Source organism: Kribbella sp. NBC_01510, from assembly GCF_045040325.1.
Taxonomy (GTDB): domain Bacteria; phylum Actinomycetota; class Actinomycetes; order Propionibacteriales; family Kribbellaceae; genus Kribbella.
Genome location: NZ_CP109418.1, coordinates 2131707 through 2144877, shown reverse-complemented (window position 1 = coordinate 2144877; position 13171 = coordinate 2131707). Strand labels below are relative to the sequence as shown.

At 69.2% G+C, this 13171-nt stretch carries 11 protein-coding genes; 7 read left to right on the top strand and 4 right to left on the bottom strand.

Annotation, left to right across the window (positions count from 1 at the left end; all coding sequences use genetic code 11):
- Nucleotides 1-11: 11 nt before the first annotated feature.
- From OG558_RS10680 to OG558_RS10665, 4 genes are read left to right on the top strand one after another with little or no spacing between them, the layout of a single operon-like run.
- The gene (locus tag OG558_RS10680; protein WP_329483029.1) at nt 12-1625 is read left to right on the top strand and encodes an ATP/GTP-binding protein; all 1614 of its coding nucleotides are present in this window, start codon (nt 12-14) and stop codon (nt 1623-1625) included.
- On the top strand, nt 1625-3466 hold the full coding sequence (locus OG558_RS10675; protein ID WP_329483028.1) for a TraM recognition domain-containing protein: 1842 nt from the start codon (nt 1625-1627) through the stop codon (nt 3464-3466). Before OG558_RS10680 ends, OG558_RS10675 begins: the two co-directional genes overlap by 1 nt.
- Nucleotides 3456-3830 (top strand): DUF4913 domain-containing protein, encoded by a 375-nt coding sequence (locus OG558_RS10670; RefSeq protein WP_329483027.1) that lies wholly within the window; start codon nt 3456-3458, stop codon nt 3828-3830. The genes OG558_RS10675 and OG558_RS10670 overlap by 11 nt, the downstream gene beginning before the upstream one ends.
- Before the next feature lies 1 nt (nt 3831).
- Nucleotides 3832-4167: a YrdB family protein gene (locus OG558_RS10665; protein ID WP_328524762.1), complete on the top strand. Its 336-nt coding sequence runs from the start codon at nt 3832-3834 to the stop codon at nt 4165-4167.
- Here OG558_RS10665 and OG558_RS10660 read toward each other — a convergent pair.
- Together OG558_RS10660 and OG558_RS10655 are read right to left on the bottom strand one after the other, a co-directional pair.
- Nucleotides 4164-4859 (bottom strand): hypothetical protein, encoded by a 696-nt coding sequence (locus OG558_RS10660; RefSeq protein ID WP_405070069.1) that lies wholly within the window; start codon nt 4857-4859, stop codon nt 4164-4166. The genes OG558_RS10665 and OG558_RS10660 overlap by 4 nt on opposite strands.
- Nucleotides 4860-4900: 41 nt before the next feature.
- On the bottom strand, nt 4901-6238 hold the full coding sequence (locus OG558_RS10655; protein ID WP_405070068.1) for an MATE family efflux transporter: 1338 nt from the start codon (nt 6236-6238) through the stop codon (nt 4901-4903).
- A 529-nt stretch (nt 6239-6767) separates the two neighbouring features.
- Here OG558_RS10655 and OG558_RS10650 point away from each other — a divergent pair.
- Nucleotides 6768-9842 carry a replicative DNA helicase gene (locus tag OG558_RS10650; protein ID WP_405072143.1) on the top strand — a complete coding sequence of 1025 codons (3075 nt, stop codon included), beginning with the start codon at nt 6768-6770 and terminating at the stop codon, nt 9840-9842.
- A 528-nt stretch (nt 9843-10370) separates the two neighbouring features.
- Here the strand turns inward: OG558_RS10650 and OG558_RS10645 are convergent.
- Entirely contained in the window at nt 10371-11003 is a 633-nt protein-coding gene (locus tag OG558_RS10645; protein ID WP_329483024.1) for a MerR family transcriptional regulator, read from the bottom strand.
- 84 nt (nt 11004-11087) lie between these two features.
- Between OG558_RS10645 and OG558_RS10640 the strand changes: the two genes are divergently transcribed.
- Together OG558_RS10640 and OG558_RS10635 are read left to right on the top strand one after the other, a co-directional pair.
- On the top strand, nt 11088-11600 hold the full coding sequence (locus OG558_RS10640) for a hypothetical protein (protein ID WP_405070067.1): 513 nt from the start codon (nt 11088-11090) through the stop codon (nt 11598-11600).
- Nucleotides 11597-11998: a hypothetical protein gene (locus OG558_RS10635; protein ID WP_405070066.1), complete on the top strand. Its 402-nt coding sequence runs from the start codon at nt 11597-11599 to the stop codon at nt 11996-11998. The genes OG558_RS10640 and OG558_RS10635 overlap by 4 nt, the downstream gene beginning before the upstream one ends.
- 7 nt (nt 11999-12005) lie before the next feature.
- On the opposite strand, the gene OG558_RS10630 is transcribed toward OG558_RS10635, so the two are convergent.
- Complete coding sequence (locus OG558_RS10630) at nt 12006-13160, bottom strand: TetR/AcrR family transcriptional regulator (protein WP_405070065.1); 1155 nt, start codon at nt 13158-13160, stop codon at nt 12006-12008.
- Between the last annotated feature and the right edge of the window lie 11 nt (nt 13161-13171).

Here is a 13171-nt window from a genome sequence, read left to right as displayed (position 1 = left end):
GGGGAGTCACAGTGAGCAAGAAGACGAAGAAGCCGGTCGACCCGTCGCGCCGGGGCAAGCGCCCGATGCCGCGGGGCTGGCCGGGTCCGGGCGGTGGCTACTCGACCTACCTGCAGGCTCCGGCCGAGTGGCGCGGTACGACGGTGCAGGTCTGCGGCATGTGGCCGTTCTCGGCCGGCACCGGCAGCCCGATGGTCGGCGTACCGATCGGGCGCAACATCCTGTCCGGTGCGACCATGTGCTGCGATCCGATCAGCTGGTTCATGCGGGCCAAACTGATCTCGAACCCGTCGATGTTCGTGCTCGGCAAGCCGGGTCTGGGCAAGTCGACGATCACCCGCCGGATGGCGCTCGGCATGGCCGGCTACGGCATCCAGCCACTGGTGCTGGGCGACCTCAAGCCCGACTACAAGGACCTGATCGAGGCCCTCGGCGGGCAGGTCATCCAGCTCGGCCGCGGCCGTGGGCACCTGAACGTGCTCGACCCGGGCGAGTCCCGCCAGGCCGCGCTCCGGCTCACCGGCAAGGCCCGCGAGGCGATCCAGGCGGACGCGCACGGCCGCCGGCAGACCATGGTGTCGGCGCTGATCTCGATCATGCGCTCGGCCCCGCCGACGGACCGCGAGGAGACCATCATCGACGAGGCCCTCAAGGTCCTCGACGAGAGATACGCCGGTACGCCGGTGCTGCGTGACCTGCTCCAAGTCGTCCAGGAGGCACCGGACCGGGTCCGCAACGTCGCCCTGGACCGCGGCAGCCTCGACCGGTACCGGCAGATCACCGAGGGCCTCGAGGCGTCGCTGATCGGCCTGGTCGGTGGTGGCCGGCTGGGTGAGATCTTCTCCGAACAGACCGACAACCCGATGCAGCTGGACCGTCCGGTCGTGTTCGACGTGTCCAACATCGACGACTCCGAGACGAACCTGCAGGCCGCCGTACTGCTGGCCTGCTGGTCGTACGGCTTCGGAGCGGTCGCGGTCTCGCAGGCGCTGGCCGATGCCGGCCTCGAGCCGCGGCGGCACTACTTCGTCATCCTCGACGAGCTCTGGCGGGTACTGCGGGCCGGCCGTGGTCTGGTCGACCGCGTCGACGCGCTGACCCGGTTGAACCGGCAGCGTGGTGTCGGCATGGCGATGATCTCGCACACCATGTCCGACCTGCTGGCGCTGGAGCACCCCGAGGACCGGATGAAGGCGAAGGGCTTCGTCGAGCGGTCCGGCATGGTCATCTGCGGCGGTCTGCCACGCGCCGAGATGGAGAACCTGACCGAGGTCGTGCCGATGTCCCAGGAAGAGCAGAACATGCTCATCGGCTGGCAGGACCCGCCCGCGTGGGACCCGGCCACCGGTGAGGAGGCCGCGCCACCCGGCCGCGGTAACTTCCTGGTCAAGGTGGGTGGCCGCCCGGGAATCCCGGTGCACGTCGGCCTCACCTCGGTCGAGCGTGAGATCAACGACACCAACAAGCTGTGGAAGAGCGGCGCCGACGGCCAGCCGCTGAAGGTCGAGGTCGCCCCCGACGGCACGGAGGAGATCGTCGGGCAGTACAGCCTGGACGACCCGGCGATGCTGCCGCCGCCGGATCCCACTACCCGAGTGGTCGCCCGAACGGGAGTTGACGAGTAATGGCCCAGGGCAAGAAGAGCACCGGACCGGGCGGGCTGTCCGCCGAGTCGATCCTGGTCTTCATCGGCATCGGCCTGTTCGCGATCGTCGTGGTCGGCGTGTGGGGCGCGCTCAAGATCGCCGCCGGGATCAACAACACCCGCCCGGTGCCGAACCCGATGCGGGCGCTGGCCGACCTGATCAAGGGCCGGCTGATGTGGTCCGGCGCGGCGACCGGCGTCCTCATCCTCGAAGTCCTGGTGCTGCTCGGGATCGCCGGCGGCGTCTGGTTCTTCGTCCGGAACCAGCGGTCCTCGGTCGGCCGCGTGGACAAGCAGGCGTTCCTGATGTCGAAGCGGTCCGAGATCTACAAGCTCACCCGTGAGGGTGCCCAGGACATCGCCAACCGGCTCGGCGCCGGGCACGCCGGTCCCGGCATTTTGATCGGCCGGACCGTCCGGGACAACCTCGAGGTCTTCGGGTCCTGGGAAGACATGCACGTCGACATCTGGGGTCCCCGGACCGGTAAGACCACGTCCCGCGCCGTACCGGCGATCCTGGACGCGCCGGGCTCGGTGGTCGCCACCTCGAACAAGCGGGACATCGTCGACGCCACCCGCGGGCCGCGGTCCGAGCGCGGGCCGGTCTGGGTGTTCGACCCGCAGGAGGTCTGCGAGGAGCCGCCGAACTGGTGGTGGAACCCGCTCAGCTACATCACCGACGAGACCAAGGCGCGCGAGATGGCGGAGCACTTCGTCGCCTCGCAGCGCAAGGAGACCGCCCAGACCGACGCGTTCTTCGATGCCGCCGGCACCGATCTGCTGGCCGGGCTGCTGCTCGCGGCCGCGGTCGCGAAACGCCCGATCACCCAGGTCTACTCCTGGCTGGCCGACCAGCGGAACGACGAGCCCGAGCGGATCCTGCGCAACACCCCCGGCCTGCAGTTGTCCGCGGACGCGCTGTCCGGGGTCATCAACGCGCCGGACAAGCAGCGTGCCGGTGTCTACGGCACCGCCCAGCAGAGCGCGATGTTCCTGGTCAACCGCAAGGTCACCCGCTGGGTCATCCCGCAGGGCCCGAACGACACACGCCCGCAGTTCAACCCGCACGAGTTCGTCCGCCAGGGCGGCACGCTGTACAGCCTCTCCAAGGAAGGCGCCGGTACGGCGGGTCCGCTGGTCACCGCTCTCACGGTGGCTGTCGTGGAGGCGGCCGAGCAGTACGCGCGCGGCATGCCGATGGGCCGCATGCCGAGCCCGCTGGTCGGCGTACTGGACGAGGCCGCGAACGTCTGCCGCTGGAAGAACCTGCCCGACCTCTACAGCCACTTCGGTTCCCGCGGCATCGTGCTGATGACGATCCTGCAGTCGTGGGCGCAGGGCCAGGAGTGCTGGGGCGACCACGGCATGGAGAAGCTCTGGTCCGCCGCCAACATCCGGGTGTACGGCGGCGGCGCCTCGGACTCGAACTTCCTCGAGCGGCTGAGCAAGCTGATCGGCGACTACGACATCGTCTCCAGTTCGGTGTCGTACAACGAGGGCAAGCGCGGCACCAGCCGGCAGACCCAGCGGCACAACATCCTCGAGGTGTCCGACCTGGCCGCGATGCCGCCCGGGCGCGCGGTCGTGTTCCCGTCCGGTATCCCGGCGACGATGGTGAAGACGGTGCCGTGGTTCACCCGGCCGGACGCCGGTGCGGTGAAGGCGTCGCTGGCCAAGTACGACCCGGGAGCGTCCGGTGCGCCGGCGCCGCAGGCCGGCGGGAACCCGTGGGTCTCGGCCGGCACCCAGCAGGCGCCCGCCCCACGCGGCCCGGAGAGGCCGGTCTGGGAGCAGAACGAGGAGCAGCGCGGTGGATGGTGAACAGGAGCTCTTCTACCCGCATGTCGCGGCGTTCGTCGAGGACCGGCTGATCTACCTGTACACCCGGCGGATCGGGCAGCAGTACATCTGGTGCCCGGAGTGGTACCGGCATGCCGAGGCGTTGAGCCGGCTGGATTCGATCTGGCGCGCCTGGGAACACCTGCGGCTCGACCCGGCGACCGGGATGTCGGTCTGGTGGCGCGACCACGCCGACCCGCACATGATGGCGCTGCTCGACCCGGACGGCCCGTTCGCGGCCTGCCGGGGTGCGCACACCGACTACCCGATCCCGCCGCTGCCGGTGGAGGAACCGCCCGCGGGCCTGTTCTTCGACCAGCGCCAGCCCAACGTCCGCGGCATCTGAGATGTGGAAATGGGGCAACCTGCTGCTGGCCTTCCTGGCCGAGTTGGTTGCCCTAGGCATCTTCGCCTGGTGGGGCTGGGAGGCTGTCTCCAGTACGCCGCTGAAGCTCTTGCTCGCGATCGGCCTGCCGGTCGTCGCCGCGGTGCTGTGGGGACTGTTCGCGGCGCCGACCGCGTCCCGCGGTACTCCGGTGGTGCGGGCGATCGTGAAGGTCGTCGTCTTCGGCCTGGCGGGTGCCGCGCTGTGGAGCCTCGGGCACCCGCTGCTCGCCGTGATCTTCGTCGTGGTGGTCGCAGCGAACCTACTGATCATCCACGTCCAGAAGATCGAGCCTTAGTCACCTAATCCGATGTCGGGCTGGGTACTTCGGTCGTGCACCTTCTGCTTGAGCTGCTTGCGCACGAACTTGCGGGCGCGTGGTGCCTCGGCCGGTGGGTTGCGGACGGCCTCGCTGGCGGGCGGCTGTGCCTCACCGCGTCGCTCCCGGGCCTCTTCGTCGTACCGATCGGCGATGCCGTCGTCGCGGTCCGCGTCCCGGTCCTCGCGGACGGCGGCGCGCTGATAGCGACGGCCGGCCGCGGCGGTGGCGTCCGCGCCGGGCTCGTCGGGTCTGGCGGCCGCCTCGTCGAGCAGATGATTGCCGTGGGCCCAGTAGCTGGTGGCCTGCCGGCGTTCCGTCCCGGCGTCGCGGCGGTAGCGGTCGCGGGCCGACTCGGCGATCTCGGCCAGCCGGATCGCCTCGGTGGTCTCCGCGGTGGCATCGAGAACCTCGCGCCGCTCGCGGACCTCCTCCAGCCCCCGCTCGTCCCGGGCCGCGAGCTCGATCCGCTCGTTGCGGGCCTGGTCGAGCTCCTCCTGGCGGCGGGCCTCTTCCTCCTCCGGCGTCAGCCCGACCACAGCGGCCGGACGCTCGCCGTCCCGCTTCGAGGCGCGGGCGCCGTGCCGCTCACTCGCGGCCCCGGTGTCGTCGTCGCCCTGCGCGTGGTTGGGCTCGAGCGCGATGGTCTGCTCGTCGTCGGTGTCGGCCATGCCGCTCCTTTCCTCCGGCTCCACGATGCCGCACCCCGGGGTCAGCGGGTAGCCCCGGTCACCAGCCAGCCGTCACCGCGCTCGCGGGTGATCAGGGTGAGCAGCCGCAGCAGCATGTAAACACCGAATGCCCACCACAGCGCGACGATGCCACCGCCGAGCCACAGCACGCACAGCGCCAGCGGTACATAGAGCACGAGCGCGATGACGCCGGCCACCGCGAGATACGGTCCGTCGCCCGCGCCGATGAGTACGCCGTCCAGGACGAAGACGACCCCGTTCACCGGTTGCCAGATTGCGGCGACGACCAGTACGGCGGCGAGAGTACTGCGTACCTCTGGATCCGAACTGAACAAGGGAACGTAGAGGTCGCGCAGACCCCACAGAGCGAGGCCGCCGATCAGTCCGGAGAACAGGCCCCACCACATCATCCGGCGGGTGATCGCCCGAGTGCCGGCGACGTCGCCCGCGCCCAGCGATCGACCGGTGAGTGCCTGGGCGGCGATGGCGATCGCGTCGAGCGCGAGGGCCAGGAAGGACCAGAGGGTGAACGCGACCTGGTGTGCCGCGACCGACGTCGTACCCAAGGCCGTGGCGACGAAGGCGAGCAGGATGATTGCCGCGCGCAACGTCAGGGTGCGGACGATCAGCGGCACGCCCATCTGCGCCGACGCGAGGATGCCGGGGCGGTCCGGCCGCAGCTTGGCGCCGTCGCGCCGGGCGCCGCGGACGACCACCACGACGAGTGCTACACCGGCGGCGGTCTGGGCCAGCGCCGTACCGAGTGCCGAGCCGGCGATGTCAAGGTCGAGGCCGTAGACCAGCAGGACGTTCAGCCCGATGTTGGCGAGGTTGGCGCTGATCGCGACGATCATCGGGGTCTTGGTGTCCTGCAAACCGCGCAGTACGCCGGTCGCCGCGAGCAGGAGCAGCATCGACGGGATCCCGAAACAGGAGATCCGCAGATAGGTCACCGCGTGACCGGCCACATCCGCGGATGGGTCGAACGCCGCGATGGCGGTCGGCGCCAGGATGAGCCCGGCGAGCGCCAGTACGACGCCCAACAGCAAAGCCAGCCACAGTCCGTCGATCCCCTGGGCCAGGGCGCCGCGGTGATCACCGGCTCCGATCCGGCGGGCGACGGACGAGGTGGTGCCGTACGCGAGGAACACGCACACGCCGACGAGCGTCTGCAGAATCGTCCCCGCGACACCGAGCGCGGCGAGTTGCGGCGTGCCGAGGTGCCCGACGATCGCCGAGTCCGCGAGCAGCATCAGCGGCTCCGACACCAGGGCGAAGAACGCGGGAACCGCGAGCCGGAGGATCTCCTTGTCCTGGACCCCGATCAGTCGACGCAGTCCGGTCCGGCCCGTCACCATGCCGTCACCGTGCCGCCGGCTGGAGACGGCGGCATGTCATGAGCATGCGGCCTATTGTGCCTGACTTCGGCTGTGCACAAGCGCCGGATCCCGCACTCCGGAAAAAGGACGCGAAGTTTTTCTTCTCCACAGTTGTGAATGAGTGAAAGCGCAGGTCAGAGGGATGTTGTGGACCTTTGTCCCCAGATATCCACAGGGTTGTGCCCAACCTGTGCACACCCGTTCGCGGGGTTTCCCACAGTTCGTCCACACCCCCTGTGGACGACCGGCTACCACCGGGTGACCAGACCGGCGTACGGTCGCGTGACTGACGCCGTCCGCCCGCAGTCCCGGGGGCGAGCCCGCCTGCGGATGGCGCCGGGGGGACCCTCGTTCTGGCGGGGCGGAAAGTGTCGGCGGGCAGGGCTAAGATTCGATCAGGTGTTCGAGCCCGGCATTCGGTGGTCGGGCGGCGAGGAGGTCGGGCGAAGTGAGCGTGGCGGAGTTCCGCGGGGGACAGGGCGGCGGCCAGGAAGAGCGCAACCCGGAGATGGGCTTCGACCGCACGCCGCCGCAGGATCTGGCGGCCGAGCAGTGCGTGCTCGGCGCGATGATGCTGAGCAAGGACGCGATCGCCGACGTGATCGAGACCCTGCGTGGCACGGACTTCTACCGCCCGGCCCACGAGATCGTCTTCGACGCGATCACCGATCTGTACGCGCGGGGCGAGCCGGCCGACGCGATCACCGTCGCCGCCGAGCTGAACCGCCGGGGCGAGATGGCCCGCATCGGCGGCGCGCCGTACGTGCACACTCTGGTCGCCTCCGTCCCGCTCGCGGCGAACGCTGGGTACTACGCGCACATCGTCCGGGAGAAGGCGATCCTGCGCCGCCTGGTCGAGGCCGGCACCAAGATCGTCCAACTCGGGTATGCCGGTGAGGGTGAGGTCGACGACGTCGTCGACGAGGCCCAGGCCGAGATCTACTCCGTCACGGAGAAGCGGACCACCGAGGACTACGCGCCGCTGAAGGACATCATGGAGGGCGCGCTCGACGAGATCGAGGCGATCGACTCCCGTGGCGACGCGATGGTCGGCGTACCGACCGGGTTCACCGATCTCGACGAGCTGACGAACGGGCTGCACCCCGGCCAGATGATCATCGTCGCCGCCCGCCCCGCGATGGGGAAGGCGCTCGCCCTCGACACCGCCCTGCCGACGCCGTCCGGTTGGACCACGATGGGCGAGGTCGCCGTCGGCGATCAGCTCCTCGACGTCAACGGTCAGCCGACCACGGTGGTCGCGGCGACCGAGGTGATGGTGGACCGGCCGTGTTTCCGGCTGTCCTTCTCCGATGGCAGCACGATCGTCGCCGACGCCGAGCACCAGTGGGTGGTCGAGGACGGCGGCCGCCCGGTGGTCTGCACGACCGCTGACCTGCACACGGCGATGTCCGCGAGTCCCGGGCTGACACCGCCGATCCCTGGGTCAGCGCCGCGCCAGATCACCGGGCACGGTTTTCCGGCCGCGCTGTCGGGTGAGGGGGAGCGGCGGATCGAGTGGATCGACGCTGTGGACAGCGTGCCGGTGCGCTGCGTCGAGGTGGACAACCCCGACCACCTGTACCTGGCCGGCAAGACGATGGTCCCGACCCACAACTCCACCCTGGGCCTGGACCTCGCCCGCTCCGCGTCGATCCGGCACGGCCTGACCTCGTGCATCTTCTCGCTCGAGATGAGCCGCAACGAGATCACCATGCGTCTGCTCTCGGCCGAGGCGAAGGTCCCGCTGCACCACATGCGCAACGGCAAGATGACCGACGAGGACTGGGCTCGCCTGGCCCGCAAGATGGGCGAGGTCTCCGAGGCCCCCCTCTTCATCGACGACTCGCCGAACCTCACCATGATGGAGATCCGCGCCAAGGCCCGCCGCCTCAAACAACGCCACGACCTGCGCCTGATCGTCATCGACTACCTCCAGCTGATGACGTCCGGCAAGAAGGTCGAGTCCCGCCAACTCGAAGTCTCCGAGTTCTCCCGCTCCATCAAACTCCTGGCCAAAGAACTGGAACTCCCCGTAGTAGCCATCTGCCAGCTGAACCGAGGCTCCGAACAACGCTCCGACAAACGCCCCATGGCCTCCGACCTCCGCGAATCGGGTTGCCTGACCGCGGACACCCGGCTGTTGCGCGCGGACACCGGTGCGGAGATCTCGCTCGGCGAATTGCTGGCGACGGACGCGCGGGATGTTCCGGTTTGGTCGTTGGATGACCGGTTGAAGCTGGTGCCGCGCACGCTCACACACGCTTTCCCGAGCGGCGTGAAGGAGGTCTTCCGGCTGAAGCTCGCCTCCGGCCGCGAGATCAAGGCCACCGCGAACCACCCGTTCCTCACGTACGACGGCTGGAAGCCGCTGGGCGAGCTGGTCCCGGGTTCCCGGTTGGGATCGCTCCGGCATGTCCCACCACCGCTCGAGCTCAAGCCGTGGGACGAGGACGAGATCACGCTGCTCGCACACCTGCTCGGTGACGGCTCCTTCGTCAAGCGCCAGCCGATCCGCTACGCGAGCATCGACGAGGCCAACCTCACAGCCGTCTCGGAGGCCGCTCACTGGCGCTTCGGCATCACGGCGATCCGCGACGAGTACGCCGCCGCTCGCGTGACCAGTCTCCGCCTGCCCGCGCCGTACCGACTGGCCCCAGGCAAGCGCAACCCGATCGCCGCCTGGCTCGACGACCTGGGGCTGTTCGGCTTACGCAGTCACGAGAAGTTCATCCCGGCCGGCATCTTCGGGCTGCCGAAGGAGCAGGTCGCCCACTTCATCCGCCACCTCTGGGCAACGGATGGGTCCGTCCGGTGGGACGCGAAGACCGGGCAGGCGCGGATCTACTACACCAGCACGAGCCGCCGCCTGGTCGACGACCTCGCCCGCCTCCTCCTCCGCCACAACATCTTCAGCCGGATCAACACCGTGAAGAAGGAGGGCTACCCCGACTCGTACCACCTGCTCATCTACGGCGCCGAGAACCAGTTGCGCTTCTGCGACCAGATCGGCGTACACGGTCTGCGTGGCCTGAAGGTGCTGGAGGTCGCGACAGCCCTGCGCGACGTCAAGGGCAACACCAACCTCGACACGGTGCCGAAGGAAATCTGGTCCCGGGTCCGCGAAGTCCTTGCCGAGCGCAACGTCAGCCATCGCGAGTTCGCGGCGGCGATGGGCACCAAGTTCTCCGGGTCGACGATGTGGAAGCACGCCCCGAGTAGGCAACGCCTGGCCAAGGTCGCCGACATCCTCGACAACGCGGACCTCGAGGTCCTCGCCACCAACGACATCTTCTGGGACACCATCACGTCGATCGAAAGCCTCGGCGACCAGGAGGTGTACGACGCCACCGTCCTAGGCACCCACAACTTCGTAGCCGAAGGCATTGCTGTCCACAATTCCCTGGAGCAGGACGCCGACGTAGTAATCCTCCTCCACCGTGAGGATGCCTACGAGCGCGAGTCCACCCGCCCCGGCGAAGCAGACTTCATCGTCGCCAAACACCGCAACGGCCCGACTGCCGACGTCGTCGTAGCCTTTCAGGGCCACTACTCGCGCTTTGTGGACATGGCCCACGACGGCTGATTGTCGAGGTCCCACAAGCCATCGGGGCTGCGCCATCGCCCAGAAGACCGCCACCGCAATGACCACCGGCCTCAAAGCCTGACCGCCGCAGGGCCTGCTGCAAGGTCGCTCGGTCGCATCGCCATTCACAGAGTTGGTTCGTGAGGTTGGGTAGCCGGCCCGGACCGTCGGCACTCACAAACCTGCCGTTTCCGGCCGAGAACCTGACTGCGCACGCTGAGCTGGAGGCGGTCAGTTGAGGTTGGTGAGTGCCGGAGGCCCGTGGCACACGCGGACTCGACGAACTCGCCGCGACCACGCCGACGCCCGACGCTGTGGCGCGCGCCGGTCGCGACGTGGGGGCCGTGAACACCCAACAGGGACCGCGGACACGAAATAACGTGTTCAAGGTCCCTACCACCTGACCCAGCTCCCCACTCCAGACCGGGGCGCACCCCAGTAACCCTCCGCGCCCGAAGGTACCTTCACGACCGGGATCTGGATCTCCGTGCGCGCCCTCCGTCGTACGCCCCACGTCGCCCAAGCTCTCTAGGTCGACGACCAGCGCTCGGCTGAGATGGATTCTTGGGCTAGGAGGCGGAGGGAGGAGATGAGGGTTTCGCCGAGGATGGTGCCGATGACCACGGATTCGGCCAACTGGTCTCGGGTGGGGTTGGTGGTTACGGCGTCGATCTCGAGTTCGGTGAAGCGTTCGACTGCTTCGGCGTAGGCGTCGAGGAAGGTGACGAGGTTGTCCTGGCCCAGGGTGCGGAGGGCGGCGACGGTTTCGATCAGGGTGGAGAGGGCGGGGGCGTCGGGGTCCACGGACCAGCCGCGGCGGGTGATGAGGTCGGTGACCTGGGCGGTGGCGGCGGCGCGGGCTTCTTCGGAGGCGGCTTGTTTGCGGGTGGGCGTGAGGGCGCGGTGGGCGCGGCCGATCTGTTCGTGCAGGGGTACGGCGTCCGAGTCGAGTGACTCGAGGATCTCCTTGACCTGCGCCACCGGGACCTGAGCCAGCTCGACCAGGGCACGGATCAGCCGGAGCCGGCGGACGTGGGGTTCGCCGTACGACGCCTGGTTCGGGCTGCTGAGTTCGCCCGCGGGCAGCAGGCCCTCGCGCAGGTAGTACTTGATCGTCGGCACCGGGACCTCGGTGACCTTGCTCAGTTCCCCGATTCGCATTCCGCTTGCCTTCCTCTCGCCTGTGATGGATAGTATCAGTATCCATAAACGGATACCTCAACTATCCATAGAAGGAGTTGACCGATGATCCCCCTCGTCCTGGTGCTGACGACGCTGGCGTTCCGGGCGCTGGGTGCGCTTGGGGTCCGGCGGTTCGCGACCTGGCCGGCGAGTGCGGCGCACGGAATGGCGGTGATGCTGCTGTTCACCGCGAGCGCGCACTTCGTCCCAGCCGACGTGACCGCGATGCCGAACCACGCTGACATGGTGCGAATGGTGCCGCCGTTCCTGCCGTTCGCGGACTCGCTCGTGTATCTCACCGGCGTCCTGGAGTTGCTCGGCGCGGCCGGCCTCGTGATCACCGTGACCCGCTGGACCGCCGGCTACGCGCTGGCCGCCCTGTTCGTGGCGTTGCTGCCGGCAAACATCCACGCGGCGGTAGCCGACGTACCGTTCGCGGGCGGCGAGGCGACGCCGCTGTGGCAGCGCATCCCGGAGCAGATCCTCTATCTCGCGGTCGCGGTCTGGGTGGCCCGTACGGCGACCCGCGCCCCGCTCGCCAACCACGCAGAACCGAAGGAGAACGTGTACTCATGACCGACTCGTCGCGGATCATCGCCGGGGTGGTCCTGCTCACCATCGTCACGATCCAGTTCGGCGGCTACTTCATGACCAGGATCGTCCGCGGTCAGGTGCCGATGACGGACTTCCAGAAGTCGTTCGCGCGGGCCGGTCACGGCCATGCCGGCGTCCTGGTCATCCTCAGCCTGGTCGGCCTCTTGTACGTCGACGAGACCAGCCTGACCGGGTTCTGGTTGTGGGTCGCCCGGCTGGCGATTCCGGCCGCGGCGATCCTGATGTCCGGCGGCTTCTTCGCCTCGTCCGCGGGCCAGGACCGCACCCAGCCGAATCAGTTCCTCTGGGTCCTCTGGCTCGGCGCCGCGTCCCTCGCGCTCGGCGTGCTGACGCTCGGCATCGGCCTGATCCTCGCTTGAACGACCGTCACCTCCGAGCGACGGCGTACGCGCCGCCGAAGCCCTCAGCCCGGCTGAGGATCCGGCCGTCGGCGATCGCGGCGGCGTACTCGAGGTCGTCACCAATCACGTCGCAGCCGAGGGCGGACGCGAGTATGCCGTCCTCGTCGTGGACGAGCTGCACCCGAGGGGGTGATTGCTGCAGGCAACTAAGGAGACTGCCTGTGGTGTAGCGGGCGAGTGGGCCGAGCTCGTCGGGATGGCTGGAGACGAGGGCGATGGTGATCATGCCGCGAGCCGACCGTACGACGTCCTCCGCGGCGCTGAGGCGATTCAGGCCGAGTACGGCGACCACGCCGGGGGAGTCGAGGTCCGCCGGGCGGTGCCGGACCTCGTCGATCACGGACGGCGGCGACCACGGCCCTTCCGCCGGCCGGATCGCGGGAGAGGTCGGAGGCGGGATCCACGGGTCGTCGAGGTCGAGACCGGTGAGGTAGGCGCAGGCCCGGGCGACATCGAGGGGCTGGACGAACCCAGGGGCCGAGGTCAGCTGGCTCGCGCCGGTGAGCAAGGTGAGCGCGAGCCGCGAGACGCGGATCATCCGGCCGAGGCCGCCCGGGGCTGACCGGTCGAGGGAGAGGCCGAGGAGTACGGCGTTCAGATCGAGGAGCCCGGAGTACGGCGTGCCGACGTCGGCGAGTTCCGTCAGCACATCCGGACCGGGGTGCTGCTGATCGAGCCAGGCGGCCGCGAAGGCGCTGAGACCGTCGGCGGTCGCAGCGTGACGCGCCACAGCCCGCCCGCCAGCACCGGGACCACCGGCACCGGGACCACCGGCACTAGGTCGGCCGGCACCAGGTCCGCCGTCGGTGCCGGGACCGCCTGCACCAGGTCCGTCGCGGCCACCGGGAGCACCGGCACCGTGTCCGCCGCGGCCACCGGGACCGCCGCCCACGTCGCGAGCGCCGGTCGTTGGAGCACCGGCGTCCACCAGGGTGGAGAAGTACAGCGCGCGCTTGCCGGGGAAGTTGGAGTAGACGGCGCCGCGGGTGAGGTCGGCGCGGGCGGCGATCCGGTCGATGGTGGCGTCGCGGTAGCCGTGTTCGGCGAACTCCGCCCGGGCCGCGGCCAGCACCTTCGCCCGGTTGCGGAGCTGCAGTTCCGCCCTGCTCAACCGGCTCACGACCTCACGAT